Raw genomic sequence first — 17,523 nt, 5'->3', positions numbered from 1 at the left:
CGGTCGCGGATGGTCGGCTGAGTGACCGGGATCCGGTCGCGGATGGTCGGCTGAGCGACCGGGATCCGGTCGCGGATGGTCGGCTGAGCGACCGGGATCCGGTCGCGGATGGCGGGCCGAGTGAGTCATGCTGGGTCGGCCTGTGACACCTCGGGTGAGCTGGACAGGAGAAGGGTGTGAGAGCACTGACCGACCCCGCCACGCGGTTCAGCAGCGTGTACCGGGCCATCTACCCCGACGTGCTGCGGTATGCGAAGCGCCGCAGCCCGCACCCCGAGGATGTGACCGCTGAGACGTTCGCGACCGCGTGGCGCCGCGTGGACGACCTCCCGGTCGACCTGGACAGTGCTCTGGCCTGGCTGTTCGGGATCGCGCGCAACACCATCCTCAACGCCCGACGGTCGAGCCGACGCCGCACCGCGTTGGCCATCCGACTCGACACCCATCGACAGCCGGTCCTCGGCAACGAGGACGATCTCGCGGTGACCCGAATCGACCTGGTCCGCGCCTGGGACCACCTCAGCGAGGACGACCAGGAAACCATCTCGCTGACCGTGCTGGACGGCCTCGACGCCGCCCGGGCCGCCCAGGTCCTCGGCATCAGTGCCGCCGCCTACCGCACCCGGCTGTCCCGCGCCCGCAGCCGGCTCAGGAGCCATCTGCACGTCGAGGGACCTGAGCTCCGCTCGACCGCCGTCACCACTCTGCCCCCCGTCTGTCTCCAGGAGTCACGATGACCATCACCGACGAAGCTCTCGACCAGGCACTTCGTGCCAGCGACCCCGCCGCCACGCCCCTCACAGCTACCGAGCGGAAGGCCGCCACGGCCACCCTCGAGCGCATCCTGGCGACCGCCGGCGACGCCCCCTCCGCCCCGATCCCGCTGCGCCGCAGCACCCGGTTGCGGTGGCTGGCGCCGGTGGCTGCCGCCGTCATCGGTGCGGCCGTGCTGAGCTGGCCCCACGGCGACGACGGCGTCGCCTTCGCGTCCTGGACCGCCACGGCGAAGCCTGCAGGTACCAAGGTCTCCTCGGCCGCGGGGAAGGGCTGCCTGCAGTCACTCAAGGAATCACTCGCGCACATCTCCGGCCAGGACGCCCTCACCGGGGCTGACGGCTACCAGCAGGTCGTCACCGAGGTGCGGGGCCCGTGGGTGTTCACCGCCCTAGCCGCCCAGGACGGCAGCAGCTACGACTGCATCGCGGAGGCCACCTCACCGGCGAGGGTCGTCGCGGGCATCGGCGCCGTGGCCACCGGCCGGGCCGCGCCCGTGCCCGAGCTCGGGACCAGCGGCTTCACGGCCCAGTCAGGTGGCTTCTACGAGGACGGCCGTGGGGCGTTCACCAGCGCGCAGGGCCAGGTCGGGTCCGAGGTCGTCTCCGTGGTCATCCATGCCGACGGCCGCGACACCAGGGCCACCGTCACCCATGGCCACTTCGCGGCGTGGTGGCCCATCGCCCGGGGCAGCACACCGGCCACACCGCGCTACGACCTGGTCCTCAGCGATGGGCAGGTCCTGCGCAACCATGAGCCCTTGAGGTGACCCCTCTGACCCGACGCCCCGGCCGGACCCCACGCCCTGGCCGGGGCGTCGGGTCGGCCCCGCCCGTCCCGGGGTCCGCACCCGCCTTCACGCCATCTCACGACCGCCACCTCACGGCGGACAGCGACGCGGCGAGGTCCTACGCTGGGCCCATGATCAACGCCATCGTCTTCATCCAGGCCAGCTCCCCGCGAATTCCCGAGGTCGCCCAGACGATCGTCGAGATCGACGGGGTCTCCGAGGTGTACTCGACGACCGGGTCGATCGACCTCATCGCCATGGTGCGGGCCGCGTCGATGGACGACGTCGCGACGATCGTCGCCGACCGCATCAACAAGGTCGACGGCATCGTCGACACCGAGACCCACGTGGCTCTGCGGACCTACTCCGACCACGACCTCGAGGCGCTCTTCGACATCGGGGAGTGAGTGGGGCCCCGGCACGCCGCTGGGAAATCTCGGCAGCGGCACGCCGCTGGGACGTCAGCGCAACCAGGTCGCGACGATCGCCACGAGGCACACCAGGGCGACGCCGACGTGCCCGATGACGGCCCGGCGCCGGTCGGCCAACGGGATGCGCGCCTGGACCAGCCCCACGGCCACCCCGACCGCCACCGCTCCGAGATCGGCGACCCAGGCGGCGCTGCCGACGACGATGGACCAGATGATGAAGAGGCTGATGAGGACGATGTCGCTGCGCACGTCCTCCCGCCGGAAATGCTTGACGACGGCCGCCGCGGCGAGGATGCCGAAGACCCCGCACATCGACCCCTGGACATCGGCAGGAACCCCGACGAGGCACAGTGCGGCCGCTCCTCCCAGCCCCGACAGGACATAGAGCGAGGCGAACTGCCAGCTCCCGAATCCCGGTTCCAGGGCCCGCCCCACGAGGACGAGGAAGACGGCGTTGATGACCGCCTGGAGCAGCGATCCCGAGGTGAGGCCGTACAGCAGCGGACGCCACAGCTGGAAGGCGTACGACGGCGCGGCCCCGGCTGCCAGCCAGCCGAGCAACGGCGTCACCGCCGAGACGACGGCGACCACGACGACGAGGCCGGCCAGCACGGAGCTGGCCGGCGTTCCCGTCCCTCCGGGCCTGATGGGGTGCTCGACCCAGCGATCGGCCATCTCGGTCGTCCTCGTGTCAGCCGGAGTCGGGTCAGGCCAGTTCGACGCTCTCGATGACGACCGGCTCGACCGGGCGGTCCATCCGGCCGGTGCGCACGGCGGCGATCTCGTCGACGACCTTGCGCGAGGCCTCGTCGGCGACCTCACCGAAGATGGTGTGGCGCCGGTTGAGGTGCGGGGTCGGTGCGACGGTGATGAAGAACTGCGAGCCGTTGGTGCCCGGTCCGGCGTTCGCCATGGCGAGGAGGTAGGGCTTGCCGAAGTTGAGCTCCGGGTGGAACTCGTCGGCGAACTGGTAGCCGGGGCCGCCGGTACCGGTGCCGAGCGGGCAGCCGCCCTGGATCATGAACCCGTCGATGACGCGGTGGAAGGTGAGGCCGTCGTAGAACTTGCCGGTCGTCGGCTTGCCGGTGCGTGGGTCGAGGTACTCCTTGGTGCCGCCGGCCAGTCCGACGAAGTTCTCGACCGTCTTGGGCGCCTGGTCGGGGAAGAGGGTGAGGACGATGTCACCGTGGTTGGTGTGCAGGGTCGCGGTAGAGGCCACCGGGGTGCCTTCCTGTGAGAGGGGTTGACGTCGTACCACCCTACCCACGACCGGTGACAGGACGGCTCGTTCTCCTGTCGCGCCGATCAGCCGTGGGCTGAGGATCGGGCCGTGGCGTCCCGGATTTCGACGAACCCCTGGGTTCCGGACGTCGTCCCGGCTACCGTGGACAGTGCTCGAACACGAGCCGCTCGATCACGAGCACCAGCCGATTCATGGAGGAACCGTGTCCTGCAAGAAGAAGTCGTCCGTGGCCGCCGCCCGTGAGGCCGCCGCCGCGAACGTTCCGTTGTCGACCAAGGAACAGCGTGCCCAGGCCCTCGAGACCGCGGCCACCTATCTCACCGCCGCGCAGGCCAAGGCCGCGCCGCTCACCGCCCAGGCCAGCGAGAAACTCGCTCCCCTGGCCAAGGCGACGACCGAGCGTCTCGCACCGCTGGGCGACCAGGCCAAGGAGTACGGTTCCAAGGCGCTCACCGAGGCCCAGAAGAACCTGCGTCCGGCCCTCGAGAACGCCCGGGACATCGCCAAGGACGTCACCCAGAACAAGGTCGTCCCCGCCCTGCAGCAGGCCTACGACACCTTCCAGAAGGACGTCCTGCCCGAGATCGAGGACCGTGCCCAGCAGGTCGCCCAGCATCCGCTGACCCAGGAAGCGGGACGCCGTGGCCAGGCCGCCGTCGCCGCCCTGCGTGGCCAGGCCGTCGAGGTCGCCCCGAGCCAGGCGGTCGCCGTGAAGAAGCGCGGCGGGTTCAAGAAGTTCCTCGGCTTCACCGCGGTCGTCGGGATCATCGGTGCCGGGGTCGTCGCCGCCCGCAAGTTCCTCGGCAAGGCCGATGACGGGTGGACCGCCCATGAGCCCACCGAGACGTACTCGTGGACGCCGAAGGCCCCCACCCAGGACGCCCGGAGCGATGCCGACCAAGAGGCTGCGGCCGAGCCCGTGGCCGAGTCCGCACCGGCCGAGGCGCCCGTGGTCGAGGACACGCCCGTCACCGAGCCCGCCGCCGCATCTCCCGAGACCGTGGCCGAGACGCCCGCCCAATCCCCTGTCGAGGAGGCCGGCCAAGAGAAGGCCCCCGAGGCGGAACCGGCCGCTGCGGACGGGGCCATGATCGACGGCGAGGGAACCGAGGGCAGGACGACCGAGGGCGGGGCGACCGCGTCCTATGTCGGCGACAACCCACCCGAGGGCTTCGTCATCAAGGGCAACGAGCGCTCGAAGAAGTACCACGTGCCCGGTTCCGGCGGCTACGACCGCACCATCGCCGACGTCTGGTTCTCCTCCGAGGCCGACGCCGAGGCGGCGGGGTTCACCAGGGCCCAGCGCTGAGCTGACCCGCACACGCTGACCACGAGGGGGTCCGACGTTCGCGTCGGGCCCCCTCGGTGCGTCCGCCCGCGGTGGCGCCATCTCCTGTCACCAGTGGCACACCCTCCTGTCCCCCAGACGTCACGGAGTCTCCACAGCACGCGGACATCGACGCGAAAGGGTGGAGCTGCGTCGTCCAACGAGGGGCGACCCCACCCGAAGGAGGACCCGATGACCGACGCCCCCACGTTCGCCGTCACGGCATCCGACGTCGCCCGCAGGCAGCCCGTCGGTCCGCAGTCCCTGTGGGTGCCCGCCCAGGACTTCGCCCGGCATGCCCGCCATCTCGTCGAGGAGACCGGTGCGCCCTGGCGGGTCATCGCGATCCTCTCCGGGGTCTCCAGTCGTACCGTGGCCCGGCTGCTCGGCCACGGCCGCCCCATGACGCGCATCCGCCGGGTCGACGCCATCCGGCTGCTCACCCTCGGTCCCGACGAGGTCGACCGGACCCGTCGCCACCTGGTGGACGCCACGAGCACCAGACATCGCGTCGACGCCCTGCTGCGCGCCGGCCACACGCGCCGCCAGGTGGCCAGATACCTCGACGTCAGCTGCCACGAGGTCGGCGAGATCGGATCGGGACGACGCCGCCAGTGCACCCAGATGGTCCGGCTGCGAGCCCGGGCGGCGTGCGAGCGGCACCGCGTCATCCCCGACGTCCCGCGTCGCACCTGTGGACCCACCGTGCTCGACGAGGCGGCCTGAGATGGCTGTCCACGCCCTGCTCGGGGCCGTCGTCGCGGCCGTGCTGGCCCTGACGCACACCCGGCTCATCGTCCCCCAGCTGCCCGAACCGCGGGTCGAGGACGTCGGTGACGACGTCGTGGCCGCCAAACCGGCCTACGCGACGCTGGCGGGGCCGGGCCGTCAGGTCGTCGTCACCGCCATCGCAGGTCTCGCCGGGGCGGTCGCCGTCGTCGCCCCGCCCTGGGCGCGACCCCTGTGGTGGGTGTGGGCCGGATCGGTGACCTCGCTCGTCGCCGTCGACGTCGAGACGACCTTCCTGCCGAGGCTCCTGTGGCGCCTGTGCCTGGCCGAGGGACTGCTCGCGCTCGCCCTGGGGGTGGTCCTGGTCGGCCCACGCTGGACGTGGCTGATCACGGTCCCCGGGTGCGCCGCGGCGGCCGCCCTGCCGTTCTGGGCGGCGTGGCGGTGGACCGGCCAGCTCGGTTTCGGGGATGTCCGACTGGCCCTGGGCACCGGTGCGCTGACCGCGACCCTCGGGGTCTCCGCCCTGGGCGTCGGTCTGCTCGGCGCCACCCTCACCGGGGCGCTCGGGACGCTCACGGTCACCGTCATCCGTCGCTGGCGCCCCTCACCCTGGGGAGAGGCCGTCCCCTACGGACCGGCCCTGTGGGCGGGTCCGTGGATCGCCCTGGCCACACGGACCCTGTGAGGCGGACGGCCCGGGCTCAGCGCCGGGCCGCGTTCGTCGCCTCGACGAAGGTCTCGAGCGTTGCCGTCCCCGCACCCGAGTCGATGGCCCGTCGGGCCCGGTGGAGCTGGACGGCCATCTGGTCGATGAGCGGTGCGGAGGGGTCGGGACCCTCGAAGGCCAGCAGGGCGGCGGCGGCATTGAGGGTGACGATGTCGCGCACCGGGCCCGTCCTGCCGTCGAGGAGGTCGCGGACGACCCCGGCATTGTGCCGGGCGTCGCCACCGACGAGGTCGTCGACGTCGGCCCGCGCCAGTCCCAGGGCCGCGGGGTCGAAGGTCGTCTCGGCGCACTCGCCGTCCCGGAAGACCCAGATCTGCGAGGTCGTCGTCGTCGTCAACTCGTCGAGCCCGTCGTCTCCGTGAAAGACCATGCCACGGCAGCCCCGGGCGGTGAGCACCCCGGCCACGAGGGGTGCCATCCTCCGGTCGGCGATGCCGATGGCATTGGCGCGCGGGCGGGCCGGGTTGGTGAGCGGACCGAGGATGTTGAACGTCGTCTGGATGCCGAGCTCCTTGCGGGCCGGCCCGGCGAACCGCAACGACGCGTGGTACAGCGGAGCGAAGAGGAAGACGAGCCCGGCCTTCTCGAAGACCTCACCCTGTCGCGCCGGCGGGACGTCGAGGGCGACCCCGAGGGCCTCGAGGCAGTCGGCGGTGCCGCAGGCCGAGCTGGCGGCCCGGTTGCCGTGCTTGACGACCCTGGCCCCGGCCGAGGACGCGACGATGGCGGCCATCGTCGAGACGTTCACGGTGTTCGCCCGGTCGCCACCGGTGCCGACGACGTCGACGGCCTCCCGGTCGAGCTCGAGGGCTGTCGCGCGACCGAGCATCCCGTCGGCCATGCCGGAGATCTCGTCGACGCTCTCCCCCTTGGCGCGCAGGGCGACGGCGAACCCGGCGATCTGGACCGGGGTGAGGTCACCGGACAGCACCTGGTCCATCGCCCAGCGGGCGGTCGAGGAGTCCATGTTCTCCCCTCGCACGAGGCGGGTGAGCAGATCGGGCCAGGATTGCGGGGTCATGGGCGAGTTCCTCTCCGACGACGTCACCCCCACGATGGTCGGAGGGGACGTCACCGGATCCTAGGGCCAGCCGGGCCGAGCTGGGAGGGCGTCTCACCCGCGGATGGCGGGGTGCCAAGCTACCGCACGCGGACGAGGTCCGCGGGTCTCACTGGGCGCGGACGAGGTCCGCGGGTCTCACTGGGCGCGGACGAGGTCCGCGGGTCTCACTGGGCGCGGACGAGGTCCGCGGGTCTCACTGGGCGCGGACGAGGTCCGCGACGATCCCCGGGAGCTTCACCGGGTCGATCGGATGGGTCGTCACCGCATCGGCCCGCGACCACGTCGCCAACCAGGCGTCGGCCTGGCGGGCGACGACGAGCACCACCGGGGGGCAGTCCGCGATCTCGTCCTTGAGCTGATGGGTCAGCCCCATGCCACCGGAGGGCACCGCCTCACCGTCGGCGATGACGACGTCGTACGAGCCCGACTCGACGGCGTCGAGCACGGCCTTCTGGGTGGCGGCGTCGACCACCTCGACGGGCGGCAGGTCGGCGGCGACCGACTGCCCCAGGGCCAGCCTGATCTGCTGGCGCACACCCCGGTCATCGGAGTACACGAGCACGTGAAGGGTGTCGCCTGCGGTCTTCTGGTCTTCGCTCATCCCTCGTCCTCGTCGGGTCGTTCGGCACCGTGCCCGGTTCCGCGCCGTGGATCGCAGCGCTGGTCCTGGCACCTGACACTGGGCGACGCCGGTCCGGGGATTCCCGGACGCCTGCGCGTCCAAGCTCATGCTAGCCCCTTCCCTCCTGCGATGACACGCCGCGCAGGGGCGCCGGATTATGCCACCTGACCGCGCAACTTCAACGTCGCGTCCCTGTCGAGACCCCAAGGACATGACCAAACGCACAATTGCCGCCATAATGAGGCCGTGGCCACTTCAGCGCAGACCTCCGAACGACCATCAGGAGCCGTCCACCCGATCGCACAGTCGCGACTCAACGCTCCGGCGGGACGGCCCGACCTGCTGCCCGTCGGCGTGTGGATCTGGCTCGCCAGCGAGCTCATGTTCTTCGCGGCCCTCTTCGCCGCGTACTTCATGATCCGCCAGACGACGAGCGACCGGGCGATCGCCGGCTCCCAGAACCTCTGGCAGCTCGAGTCCGGGCACCTCAACGTGCCCCTCTCGGCGGTCTTCACCCTCATCCTCGTGGCCTCCTCGGTCACCTGCCAGTTGGGCGTGCACGCCGCCGAGCACGGCCGAGTGCGCCGTACCAAGGGTCTGGCCTCGATCATGTCCTGGGGAATGCGCGAGTGGTACACCCTCACCTTCGTCATGGGCGCCGTCTTCATCGCCGGACAGCTCACCGAGTACGCCACCCTCGTCTCCGAGGGCCACACGATCTCGTCGAGCGTCTACTTCTCGGCCTTCTTCCTGGCCACCGGGTTCCACGGTCTGCACGTGCTGGGCGGCCTCATCGCCTTCCTCTTCACGCTCGCCCGCACCTACCTGGCCCGGACCTTCACCCACGAGCAGGCGGTCACGGCGATCGTCGTCTCGTACTACTGGCACTTCGTCGACGTCATCTGGATCATCCTCTTCTCGGTGATCTACCTCATCCGCTGACGCCCACCACCCACAGAAAGGTCAATCCCGTGAGATTCCTCTCCACGAGGCGACGCAGTCGGGCAGCCAAGCCCATCATGCTGCTGCTGGCCCTCATGCTGGTGGGCAGCGTCTACGCCGTAGTGAGCCCGGCCACCTCGAGCCAGGCCGACACCAACGCCTCCAGCCAGGTCGCCGCAGGCAAGGCGATCTTCGAGCAGAACTGCTCCTCCTGCCACGGTCTGGGCGGGGCGGGCACCACCCAGGGCCCGAGCCTGGCCGGCGTCGGCGCGGCCTCCGTCGACTTCCAGATGGGCACCGGACGTATGCCCATGGCCCGCCCCGAGGCCCAGGCCCCGTCGAAACCGACGAAGTTCACCGACGAGGAGATCGCCCAGGTCGCGGCCTACGTGGCCTCCCTGGCCCCCGGACCGCAGGTGCCGTCGTCGTCGACCTACAACGCCTCCGGTCTCACCGCCGAACAGCTGGCCCGCGGCGGGGAGCTCTTCAAGACGAACTGCTCGGCCTGCCACAACATCGAGGGACGCGGCGGCGCGCTGCCCGGTGGCTCCTACGCCCCGAGCCTGTCGAAGACCTCGGACAAGCACATCTACGAGGCCATGCGCATCGGTCCGCAGCAGATGCCGGTCTTCTCCAAGGGGGTCGTCACCGACGAGGACGCCCGCGAGATCATCGGCTACCTCAACACGGTGCGCACCCAGCCCAATGACGGGGGCCTCGCCCTCGGCGGGATCGGCCCGGTCACCGAGGGTCTGTGGGGCTGGATCGTCGGAATCGGCGGCCTCATCCTGGTCGCCCACTGGTTGGCACGGAAGGGAGCCCGCGCGCGATGAGCGACGGCCACAACACTGATCTGGACCAGCCGGTCACCGACCCCGGCCTCGAGCCTCACGTCGAGCGCTGGGCCGACGCCGACCAGGCCACCGGACGCCGCGTCTATCGCGAGATCCTCCTCATGCTCGGCCTCGTGCCGGTGCTGGCGATCGCCTTCGTCGTCCTGTACTTCGCCGTGCCGCGCGACGCCACCATCCACCTCGGCCCGCTGTACATGAGCGCCATGTCGTTCAGCCTGGGCACCACCGCCGGTGTGGCGGTCCTGCTCATCGGGCTGTCCCTCATCCAGTGGGGACGCCAGATCATGAGCGACCGCGAGTGGATCCAGGAGCGTCATCCCCTGGAGTCCTCGAAGGACGAACGCGAGGCCTTCATCACCGAGTGGAAGGCCGGGGTCGAGGACTCCGGAGTCCCGCGCCGCAAGCTCCTCCTGGGCGCCGCCGGTGGTGCCGTCGGCATGATCGCCCTGCCGGCCCTCGTCACCCTCGCCGATCTGGGCCCCAAGCCGGGACCGGGAATGCGTCGGGCCACCATCGAGCGCACCATCTGGGCTCCCGGCATCCGGCTCGTCAACGACGTCACCTACCTGCCCATCAAGGCCGAGGAGGTCGAGATCGGCCAGCTCATCAATGCCCAGCCCGAGAACCTCAAGGACCTCGAGGGTGTCGAGCTGCAGCGGGCCAAGGCCAAGTCGTCGATCCTCGTCGTGCGGATGGACCCCGATTCCATCAAGATCCCCGACTCGCGCAAGGACTGGCAGGTCGGCGGGATCCTCTCCTACTCCAAGATCTGCACCCATGTCGGCTGCCCGGTGAACCTGTGGGAGCAGCAGACCCACCATCTGCTGTGCCCCTGCCACCAGTCGACCTTCGACCTGGGCGACTCGGGAGTCGTCGTCTTCGGGCCGGCCGCGCGCTCCCTGCCGCAGCTGCCCATCACCGTCGACGACAAGGGCTACCTCGTGGCCCGCCGCGACTTCACCGTCCCGGTCGGTCCGAGCTACTTCGAGCGGGACTCGCGTCACGACTACAAGAAGGGTGACAACTGATGGCACGGCCGACCGGCAAAGCCGACACCTCACCCGCCCTGGACGCGCACCTGCCCCAGGACGTCCCCGCCTCCGTCGAGCGTCCGACGGCCGCCACCTGGTTGGACGACCGACTCGGCGTCGCGAAGATCCTCAACAAGGACAACCTGCGCAAGGTCTTCCCCGACCACTGGTCGTTCCTCCTGGGCGAGATCGCCCTGTACTCGTTCATCGTCCTGCTCATCACCGGCGTCTTCCTCACGATCTGGTTCAAGCCGTCGATGGCCGAGGTGGACTACAACGGCTCCTACCAGCTGCTCAAGGGCGTGCCGATGTCCGAGGCCTTCGCCTCGACCCTCGACCTGTCCTTCGACGTGCGCGGTGGGCTGCTGGTGCGTCAGATCCACCACTGGGCGGCGATCCTCTTCGTCGCCGCGGCGATGGTCCATATGCTCCGTGTCTTCTTCACCGGCGCGTTCCGTCGTCCTCGTGAGATCAACTGGCTCATCGGCGTCGGCCTGTTCATGATGGCCATGGTCGAGGGCTTCGCGGGCTACTCGCTGCCCGACGACCTTCTCTCGGGCACCGGCCTGCGGTTCGCCGACGGTCTCATGCGCGCCATCCCGCTCGTCGGCACCTGGGTCGAGTTCTTCGTCTTCAACGGCGAGTTCCCGGGCACCGCGATCGTGCCGCGCCTCTACATGGCACACATCCTCCTCATCCCGGCCCTCATCCTCGGACTGGTGGCGGCGCACCTCATGCTCGTCGTCTACCACAAGCACACCCAGTACCCGGGCCCCGGACGCACCGAGAAGAACGTCGTCGGCTACCCGCTGTTCCCCGTGTACGCGGCCAAGGCCGGCGGATTCTTCTTCGTCGTCTTCGGCGTCCTCACGCTCATGGGCACCTTCATGCAGATCAACCCGGTCTGGAAGTTCGGGCCCTACAACCCGGCCCAGGTGACCGCCGGCTCGCAGCCCGACTGGTACATGGGTTGGCTCGAGGGCGCGGTGCGCATCACCCCGAACTGGGAGTGGCACATCGGTCACACGACGTGGAGCTGGAACATCTTCCTGCCCGGTGTGTGCCTCATGGGCCTGCTCGCCGTCATCCTCGTCGCCTGGCCCTTCGTCGAGCGGTGGATCACCGGGGACACCTCCGAGCACCACGTCCTCGACCGGCCGCGCAACGTCCCGACCCGCACGGCGCTGGGTGTGGCCGCGATGACCTGCTACGCCATGTTCTGGCTCTCCGGCGGCAACGACATCATCGCCACCCACTTCCACGTGAGCCTCAACGCGGTGACCTACTTCATGCGGGTGGCCGTCTTCGTGGCCCCGATCCTGGCGTTCATCATCACCAAGCGGATCTGCGTCTCGCTGCAGCACGCCGACCGTGAACGCCTGCTCCACGGGTCGCCGACCGGCGAGATCGTGCGCACTGCCGACGGTGGCTTCCACGAGGACCACGAGCCCATCACCCACGACGAGGCCTGGACCCTCACCCAGCACCGGACCCACCCGGTGCTCGAGGCCACCGGTGACGACGACTCGGCCCTGCCGGTCGCCGGCCGGGTGTCGAAGCGTCGGGCCCGCGTCATGAAGTGGTTCCTCGGTCAGAATGTCCCCAAGCCGACGAGCGAGGAGCTCGAGGCCGCCCGCCACCATGGCGAGGTCGAGGGAGCCGAGCGCGACGAGCTCACCAAGGGTGCCGAGGACGGCGTCACCGTCTGAGTCTCACAGGTCGCCCACCGCGGCGAGCCACGCATCACGCCACAGCGCGGGGTCGGGACGACTGATCCGGACCCCGCGCTGCGTCGTCTCCAACCCCTCCTCAAGCCAGTGTCGACGCGCTTCGGCCACGAGGTGCTCGGGCAGGCACCCGGCGGCATTGACGACCCGCCACCAGGGCACGGACGACCCGTACTCGGCCATGACGCGACCGACCTGACGGGGCCCGGTGCCGACGAGCTCGGCGACCTCCCCGTAGGTGACGACGGCCCCGGACGGCAGGGTCTCGACGGCGCGCAGGACGCGTTCGGTGAGCAGCTCGTCGGCCATGAGGTCAGTGTGGCACGGGCGCGAGGTGACCGGCATCGCGCGGCTGGCGTGGGAAGATGGGGATCGTGCGTTTCCTCAACGAACAGCCGACCTACGACCTCACGTACAACGACGTCTTCATGGCGCCGAACCGTTCCTCGGTGGGGTCGAGGATGAACGTCGACCTCACCTCCACCGACGGTCTGGCCACTCCCCTGCCCATCGTCGTGGCCAATATGACGGCCATCTCCGGGCGTCGCATGGCCGAGACCATCGCCCGGCGTGGTGGGATCGCCGTCCTCCCCCAGGACATCCCGGTGCCCTTCGTCGCCCGGTCGATCAAGCGCGTGAAGTCGGCCCACACCCGTTTCGACACCCCGGTCACGGTGGACCCGGAGACGACCGTCGGGCAGGCCATGAGCCTGTTGCAGAAGAGGTCGCACGGGGTCGTCCTCGTCGTCGATGACCATCGGCCGCTGGGGCTCGTCTCACCCGAGGAGGCCGAGGGGGTCGACCGCTTCGCCCAGGTCGGGGAGGTCATGACGACGGACCTCACCCTCGTGTCCCCCACCGCCAGCCCCGACGAGGTCTTCGACACCTTGGCCGATCACCACCAGAAGGTCGCCGTGGCGGTCGATGACGACGGCAGGCTCATCGGCATCATGACCTCGCGCGGGGCGCTGCGTACGGCCATCTACCGGCCCGCCCTCGACCCGCAGGGGCGCCTCATGATCGGGACCGCGGTCGGCATCAACGGGGATGTCGCCGGGAGGGTGCGCGCCGCCCTCGAGGCCGAGTCCGACGTCCTCGTCATGGACACCGCCCACGGCCACCAGGATCGGATGATCGAGGCCCTCGGGATCGCGCGGCAGGCCCGCGACCGGTTCGAGGAGGAGACGGGTCGGCGGATCCTCGTCGTGGCCGGGAACATCGTGACCCGGCGAGGCACCCTCGACCTTCTCGACGCCGGAGCCGACGTCGTCAAGGTCGGGGTCGGCCCGGGGGCCATGTGCACGACCCGGATGCAGACCGGGGTCGGTCGGCCGCAGTTCAGCGCCGTCCTCGAGTGTGCCGAGGCGGCGGCCGAGGTCGGCGGTTCGGTGTGGGCCGACGGTGGGGTCCGTCACCCGCGCGACGTCGCCCTCGCCCTGGCGGCGGGAGCCGGGTCGGTCATGATCGGGTCGTGGTTCGCCGGGACGCACGAGTCGACCGGCGACATGATGGTCGATCCCCAGGGCCGGCTGTACAAGGAGTCCTTCGGCATGGCCTCGGCCCGGGCGGTGCGTCACCGCACGCGGTCACGGTCGGCCTTCGACCGGGCCCGCGCGGCGCTCTTCGAGGAGGGGATCTCGAGCTCGCGGATGTACCTCGACCCGGACCGCCCGGGGGTCGAGGACCTGCTCGACTTCATCACGTCCGGGGTACGCTCCTCGTGCACCTACGCCGGCGCGGGAAACCTCGCCGAGTTCCACGAGAAGGCCGTTGTCGGGGTCCAGTCGCCCTCCGGCTACGAGGAGGGCCGCCCGGTCCCGTCCTCCTGGACCTGAGTCGCATCTGCCTGTCCCTTCCCCCGCCCGTCGGGCAGGGACGACGCAGCCACCGACCGCCACGATTCACCGCGCAACCCACCCGATCCGTTCGGACGGCCCTGCGCCGGCGGTTGCGCGGTGAATCGTGGCGGTCGAGCGAAGTACTCGACATCGCCCGAAAGGTGCCACGGCCAGGTCACAAGGATCACACCTCGCCGGCATCACGACATGGACGGTGGACGGCCCTTCGTGGGCCACACCCGTCCGGACTTCAGTCCATCTGCTCGAGCGAGCGGAGGATGTCCGGCGAGAACACCATCGAGGCACACAAAATCTCGAATCCGAGTATCCGTCCGCGGTCGTCGACATCGATATTGATGCTCTGAGTCAGGCCCTCGACGTCAACGACCAGTGTGCAAGCGTATTGCGCGTCGGTGTCTCTGAGATCACCGGGATACAGGTAAACGGCATCGATCAGTCGACTGTACGTGGACGTCGTCCTCACGATCATTCACGGCCTCCAACGTCTTGTGTCCCTGCCCTGCGGAGAAGCACGCCCACGTGCCCGACCATCGCCAGGAGATCGCTCATCTCGGCGTCCTCGACGGTGCTGTCCACGAAGCTTACAAGGATGGGCTCGATCGCCAGGTGAATCCTCGACAGTGTGTCGTGCCCTGACGGTGCCGGACATGGGCGCTACCACGATGTCATCCTTCCGGCTCCCATGGCCAAGCCCGAGTCGAGCCAACCGATGCAGGGGCCACGGACGCCGCTCCCTCAGCCCGTCCACCCTGACCACCCAGCCCCCCGCGAAAGATCGCCGCGCCTCTACCGGGGACGTGACCGCTGCTCACCACTCACCGGGATAGTCCGTGTGTGGATGTCCGCGATCTCCACAAACGTATTCATCCCACCTCTTGCGTATCCGTATGCCCAGGTGTCATCATGTGGTTGAGCCTTCGCCACGGACGACGTGGGCTCGCAAGCATCCGACCTTCCGCCTACCGCACCCTCGGGGATGTCGTGCATCCAGCGTCGCCAACGTGGATGCAAGCTCTCACCCAGGGAACCTACATTGATGTCGCTGTATCTCACAAGTCAAGGACGAAATCCATCATGAACTTCAAGAGAATCATCGCATCCTGCGGCTTGGCCGCGGTTCTTATCACACCGACCATCGCAACGCCGGCTCATGCGATAGACAGTGTCGATTGGTCTACCGGATCGGTAGTGAGAGCGCGATTCTGGGAACACTCAGGATTCAAGGGAGCTGTATTCACGGTCCACGGATCCCGAGCATGCACACCTCAGACGTCCGATCGCGAAACCGTCTCGTCATATCTAGGTTCCGTCGGCTGGAATGATGTCATCACCTCTATCAAAGATTATAATCGTTGTGACGTCAAGCTCTTTGCCGACCTGAATTATGGCGGCGATAGTACGGGGTGGGTGGACTACACAGAGAAGGGAAGCTACGTCGGCGCGCTCTGGAACGACCGTGCCAGCTTTTTCATCATCTCCTGACGACGACACCATCGACGATGTCCAGGTATCTTCAAGCCTTCACCGCAGCCGGTTGCCTCCTGCTGGCCGCCGGCTGCGGCGGGGGGTCCTCGGCGCCGGTGAGCGAACCGACCATCGCCGCCTCCCCGCCACCCCTCACCTCCATCGCCCAGGTACAGCCTCCCCTGCTCAAGTTCGCCCCCACCGGGCGCGATGCGGCGACCATCTCCAAGGCCATCGACATCCTTGCGATTCCCTGTGCCCAGAGGTTCGGTGTCGATTTCAAACCCGACCTCACACCGAATGCGATGGCGACCGACACCATTGACCTACCCACGCGTTACGGCTCGTTCGACCTCGCGTGGATCGCCAAGCACGGAAGCGAGGCCCCGATGATGGAGCACGTCGACGAGGGTTCGTGGGACCCGTCACCGCGTGAAGCGGAGGTCATGACCGGTCAGGACGCCGATGGGAACCCGGCTCTTCAGGATCCAGGGTGTAGTTGTGACTTGACTGTGTGAGAGTCTGCTGTAGTTGGCCTGTGGGGCCGGGGTGCGTGGGGGGAGGACCCTGCGCGAGGATCGGAGTGTCTTAAGTCCCGTCCTCGTGAATCGCAAGGTCCTCCATGAACCACGCTACCTTCGGCGCCCCTGACCTGACCACATTCGCCCGTCTGGACGAACTCGGTCTGGAGGTCACCGGCCAGCTGATCAGTGACGAGGAGACGGTCCTGGCCTGCCGGGTCGTCGCCCCCGACGACTGGTGCCACTGGTGCGGATGCCAGGGGGTCCCTCGTGACACGGTGATCCGCCGGCTGGCCCATACCCCGATGGGGCACCGGACCACGATCCTCCGGATCCGGGTGCGCCGGTACCGGTGCACCGGCTGCGGACACGTGTGGCGCCAGAACACCGACCAGGCCGCCGAGGCGAGGGCGAAACTGTCGCGGGGCGGGCTGGCCTGGGCACTGGAGGGCCTGGTGCTCGATCACCTGCCGGTCTCCCGTATCGCCGCTGGTCTGGGGGTGGACTGGACCACCGCCAACGATGCGGTGCTGGCCGAGGGCACCCGCCGGCTCATCGACGACCCGCACCGCTTCGAGGGCGTGGAGGTCATCGGGGTCGACGAGCACGTGTGGCGCCACACCAGCCGTGGTGACAAGTACGTCACCGTGATCATCGACCTGACACCGAGACGCGACGGCACCGGGGCCTCCCGGCTGCTCGACATGGTGGCGGGACGTTCCAAGAAGGTGTTCAAGACCTGGCTGGCCGGCCGCGACCAGGCCTGGCGCGACCGCATCCAGATCGTGGCGATGGACGGGTTCACCGGCTTCAAGACCGCAGCCGCCGAAGAACTCCCGGCCGCGGTCGAGGTCGTGGATCCGTTTCACGTCGTGCAGCTCGCCGGCGACCAGCTCGATGTCACCCGCCAACGCGTCCAGCAGGACACCACGGGCCATCGGGGCCGGGCGGGCGACCCCCTGTTCGGGGTCAGGCTGACCCTGCACACGGGCCGGGACCTGCTCACCGACCGGCAGGCCGCCCGCCTGGAACAGGTGTTCGCCGCCGACGCCCACGCCCCGGTCCAGGTCACCTGGGCGGTCTACCAGGAGATCGTGGCCGCCTACCGCGCCGAGAACCGTGCCGAGGGCAGACGCATCATGGCCCACCTCATCGACGCGATCGCCACCAAAGTCCCGAAGGCCCTGCCCGAAGTCACCACTCTGGGCCACACCCTGAAGAAGCGGGCCGACGACATCCTGGCCTACTTCGACCACCCCGGGACCTCGAACGGGCCCAGTGAAGCCATCAACGGCAGACTCGAACACCTCCGCGGCATCGCCCTGGGATTCCGCAACCTCACCCACTACATCACCAGATCACTCCTGGAGACCGGAGGATTCAGACCCCGACTACACCCTGGATCCTGAAGAGCCG

The 17,523-nt window shown here is 69.2% G+C and carries 20 protein-coding genes; 14 read left to right on the top strand and 6 right to left on the bottom strand.

Annotated features, from left to right (window positions below; translation table 11 throughout):
* The first annotated feature begins 176 nt into the window (after positions 1-176).
* The 3 genes from E0E30_RS03025 (at position 177) to E0E30_RS03015 (ending at position 1,971) form a co-directional block, all read left to right on the top strand.
* Positions 177-737: an RNA polymerase sigma factor gene (locus E0E30_RS03025; RefSeq protein WP_210115756.1), complete on the top strand. Its 561-nt coding sequence runs from the start codon at positions 177-179 to the stop codon at positions 735-737.
* Positions 734-1,543: a hypothetical protein gene (locus tag E0E30_RS03020; protein ID WP_130865039.1), complete on the top strand. Its 810-nt coding sequence runs from the start codon at positions 734-736 to the stop codon at positions 1,541-1,543. Before E0E30_RS03025 ends, E0E30_RS03020 begins: the two co-directional genes overlap by 4 nt.
* 152 nt (positions 1,544-1,695) lie before the next feature.
* A complete protein-coding gene (locus E0E30_RS03015; protein WP_130865038.1) occupies positions 1,696-1,971 on the top strand; it encodes an Lrp/AsnC family transcriptional regulator in 276 nt (91 codons plus the stop codon).
* A gap of 54 nt (positions 1,972-2,025) precedes the next feature.
* On the opposite strand, the gene E0E30_RS03010 is transcribed toward E0E30_RS03015, so the two are convergent.
* Together E0E30_RS03010 and E0E30_RS03005 are read right to left on the bottom strand one after the other, a co-directional pair.
* Positions 2,026-2,670 carry a rhomboid family intramembrane serine protease gene (locus E0E30_RS03010; RefSeq protein ID WP_130865037.1) on the bottom strand — a complete coding sequence of 215 codons (645 nt, stop codon included), beginning with the start codon at positions 2,668-2,670 and terminating at the stop codon, positions 2,026-2,028.
* 31 nt (positions 2,671-2,701) lie between these two features.
* Complete coding sequence (locus E0E30_RS03005; RefSeq protein ID WP_130865036.1) at positions 2,702-3,214, bottom strand: peptidylprolyl isomerase; 513 nt, start codon at positions 3,212-3,214, stop codon at positions 2,702-2,704.
* A gap of 226 nt (positions 3,215-3,440) precedes the next feature.
* On the opposite strand from E0E30_RS03005, the gene E0E30_RS03000 reads away from it, so the two are divergent.
* The 3 genes from E0E30_RS03000 (at position 3,441) to E0E30_RS02990 (ending at position 5,982) form a co-directional block, all read left to right on the top strand.
* On the top strand, positions 3,441-4,547 hold the full coding sequence (locus E0E30_RS03000) for a sunset domain-containing protein (RefSeq protein ID WP_130865035.1): 1,107 nt from the start codon (positions 3,441-3,443) through the stop codon (positions 4,545-4,547).
* 210 nt (positions 4,548-4,757) lie between these two features.
* Entirely contained in the window at positions 4,758-5,291 is a 534-nt protein-coding gene (locus tag E0E30_RS02995) for a hypothetical protein (RefSeq protein ID WP_130865034.1), read from the top strand.
* A 1-nt stretch (position 5,292) separates the two neighbouring features.
* Positions 5,293-5,982, top strand: a complete 690-nt coding sequence (locus tag E0E30_RS02990) for an A24 family peptidase (protein ID WP_130865033.1) — start codon at positions 5,293-5,295, stop codon at positions 5,980-5,982.
* 16 nt (positions 5,983-5,998) lie between these two features.
* Here the strand turns inward: E0E30_RS02990 and trpD are convergent, their stop codons facing one another.
* Together trpD and E0E30_RS02980 are read right to left on the bottom strand one after the other, a co-directional pair.
* Positions 5,999-7,045 (bottom strand): anthranilate phosphoribosyltransferase, encoded by a 1,047-nt coding sequence (gene trpD / locus E0E30_RS02985; protein WP_130865032.1) that lies wholly within the window; start codon positions 7,043-7,045, stop codon positions 5,999-6,001.
* 235 nt (positions 7,046-7,280) lie between these two features.
* Positions 7,281-7,688, bottom strand: a complete 408-nt coding sequence (locus E0E30_RS02980) for a DNA-binding transcriptional response regulator (protein ID WP_130865031.1) — start codon at positions 7,686-7,688, stop codon at positions 7,281-7,283.
* Positions 7,689-7,955: 267 nt separating this feature from the next.
* Between E0E30_RS02980 and ctaE the strand changes: the two genes are divergently transcribed.
* The 4 genes from ctaE to qcrB are packed head-to-tail and all read left to right on the top strand — an operon-like array spanning position 7,956 to position 12,245.
* A complete protein-coding gene (gene ctaE / locus E0E30_RS02975; RefSeq protein ID WP_130865030.1) occupies positions 7,956-8,651 on the top strand; it encodes an aa3-type cytochrome oxidase subunit III in 696 nt (231 codons plus the stop codon).
* A 29-nt stretch (positions 8,652-8,680) separates the two neighbouring features.
* Positions 8,681-9,484, top strand: coding sequence for a cytochrome bc1 complex diheme cytochrome c subunit (qcrC, locus tag E0E30_RS02970; protein WP_130865029.1), 804 nt, complete (start codon positions 8,681-8,683; stop codon positions 9,482-9,484).
* Positions 9,451-10,533, top strand: a complete 1,083-nt coding sequence (gene qcrA, locus E0E30_RS02965) for a cytochrome bc1 complex Rieske iron-sulfur subunit (protein ID WP_210115854.1) — start codon at positions 9,451-9,453, stop codon at positions 10,531-10,533. The genes qcrC and qcrA overlap by 34 nt, the downstream gene beginning before the upstream one ends.
* On the top strand, positions 10,533-12,245 hold the full coding sequence (gene qcrB, locus E0E30_RS02960) for a cytochrome bc1 complex cytochrome b subunit (RefSeq protein WP_130865027.1): 1,713 nt from the start codon (positions 10,533-10,535) through the stop codon (positions 12,243-12,245). Before qcrA ends, qcrB begins: the two co-directional genes overlap by 1 nt.
* 3 nt (positions 12,246-12,248) lie before the next feature.
* Here the strand turns inward: qcrB and E0E30_RS02955 are convergent, their stop codons facing one another.
* Positions 12,249-12,572, bottom strand: coding sequence for an MGMT family protein (locus tag E0E30_RS02955; protein WP_130865026.1), 324 nt, complete (start codon positions 12,570-12,572; stop codon positions 12,249-12,251).
* A 56-nt stretch (positions 12,573-12,628) separates the two neighbouring features.
* Between E0E30_RS02955 and E0E30_RS02950 the strand changes: the two genes are divergently transcribed.
* The gene (locus E0E30_RS02950; RefSeq protein ID WP_130865025.1) at positions 12,629-14,098 is read left to right on the top strand and encodes a GuaB1 family IMP dehydrogenase-related protein; all 1,470 of its coding nucleotides are present in this window, start codon (positions 12,629-12,631) and stop codon (positions 14,096-14,098) included.
* 253 nt (positions 14,099-14,351) lie between these two features.
* On the opposite strand, the gene E0E30_RS02945 is transcribed toward E0E30_RS02950, so the two are convergent.
* Positions 14,352-14,591: a DUF2283 domain-containing protein gene (locus tag E0E30_RS02945; protein ID WP_130865024.1), complete on the bottom strand. Its 240-nt coding sequence runs from the start codon at positions 14,589-14,591 to the stop codon at positions 14,352-14,354.
* Between the two features lie 605 nt (positions 14,592-15,196).
* Between E0E30_RS02945 and E0E30_RS02940 the strand changes: the two genes are divergently transcribed.
* The 3 genes from E0E30_RS02940 to E0E30_RS02930 all read left to right on the top strand — a co-directional run bounded on the left by E0E30_RS02940 (position 15,197) and on the right by E0E30_RS02930 (position 17,516).
* Positions 15,197-15,604 (top strand): peptidase inhibitor family I36 protein, encoded by a 408-nt coding sequence (locus E0E30_RS02940; protein WP_130865023.1) that lies wholly within the window; start codon positions 15,197-15,199, stop codon positions 15,602-15,604.
* Between the two features lie 17 nt (positions 15,605-15,621).
* On the top strand, positions 15,622-16,104 hold the full coding sequence (locus E0E30_RS02935) for a metal ABC transporter substrate-binding protein (protein WP_130865022.1): 483 nt from the start codon (positions 15,622-15,624) through the stop codon (positions 16,102-16,104).
* A 104-nt stretch (positions 16,105-16,208) separates the two neighbouring features.
* Positions 16,209-17,516 carry an ISL3 family transposase gene (locus E0E30_RS02930; RefSeq protein ID WP_130865021.1) on the top strand — a complete coding sequence of 436 codons (1,308 nt, stop codon included), beginning with the start codon at positions 16,209-16,211 and terminating at the stop codon, positions 17,514-17,516.
* Positions 17,517-17,523 lie beyond the last annotated feature (7 nt).

It is taken from the genome of Acidipropionibacterium timonense (assembly GCF_900605005.1).
Lineage (GTDB): Bacteria > Actinomycetota > Actinomycetes > Propionibacteriales > Propionibacteriaceae > Cutibacterium > Cutibacterium timonense.
Note: the sequence above shows the minus strand (reverse complement) of the source record. Positions and strands in the feature narration are given on the sequence as shown.

Bases quoted from the DNA above. Each gene is read 5' to 3' on its own strand.
- E0E30_RS03020 (WP_130865039.1), top strand. From the start codon at position 734: ATGACCATCACCGACGAAGCTCTCGACCAGGCACTTCGTGCCAGCGAC.
- E0E30_RS03015 (WP_130865038.1), top strand. From the start codon at position 1,696: ATGATCAACGCCATCGTCTTCATCCAGGCCAGCTCCCCGCGAATTCCC.
- E0E30_RS03010 (WP_130865037.1), bottom strand. From the start codon at position 2,670: ATGGCCGATCGCTGGGTCGAGCACCCCATCAGGCCCGGAGGGACGGGA.
- E0E30_RS02995 (WP_130865034.1), top strand. From the start codon at position 4,758: ATGACCGACGCCCCCACGTTCGCCGTCACGGCATCCGACGTCGCCCGC.
- E0E30_RS02990 (WP_130865033.1), top strand. From the start codon at position 5,293: ATGGCTGTCCACGCCCTGCTCGGGGCCGTCGTCGCGGCCGTGCTGGCC.
- trpD (WP_130865032.1), bottom strand. From the start codon at position 7,045: ATGACCCCGCAATCCTGGCCCGATCTGCTCACCCGCCTCGTGCGAGGG.
- E0E30_RS02980 (WP_130865031.1), bottom strand. From the start codon at position 7,688: ATGAGCGAAGACCAGAAGACCGCAGGCGACACCCTTCACGTGCTCGTG.
- qcrB (WP_130865027.1), top strand. From the start codon at position 10,533: ATGGCACGGCCGACCGGCAAAGCCGACACCTCACCCGCCCTGGACGCG.
- E0E30_RS02955 (WP_130865026.1), bottom strand. From the start codon at position 12,572: ATGGCCGACGAGCTGCTCACCGAACGCGTCCTGCGCGCCGTCGAGACC.
- E0E30_RS02950 (WP_130865025.1), top strand. From the start codon at position 12,629: ATGGGGATCGTGCGTTTCCTCAACGAACAGCCGACCTACGACCTCACG.
- E0E30_RS02945 (WP_130865024.1), bottom strand. From the start codon at position 14,591: ATGATCGTGAGGACGACGTCCACGTACAGTCGACTGATCGATGCCGTT.
- E0E30_RS02940 (WP_130865023.1), top strand. From the start codon at position 15,197: ATGAACTTCAAGAGAATCATCGCATCCTGCGGCTTGGCCGCGGTTCTT.
- E0E30_RS02935 (WP_130865022.1), top strand. From the start codon at position 15,622: ATGTCCAGGTATCTTCAAGCCTTCACCGCAGCCGGTTGCCTCCTGCTG.
- E0E30_RS02930 (WP_130865021.1), top strand. From the start codon at position 16,209: ATGAACCACGCTACCTTCGGCGCCCCTGACCTGACCACATTCGCCCGT.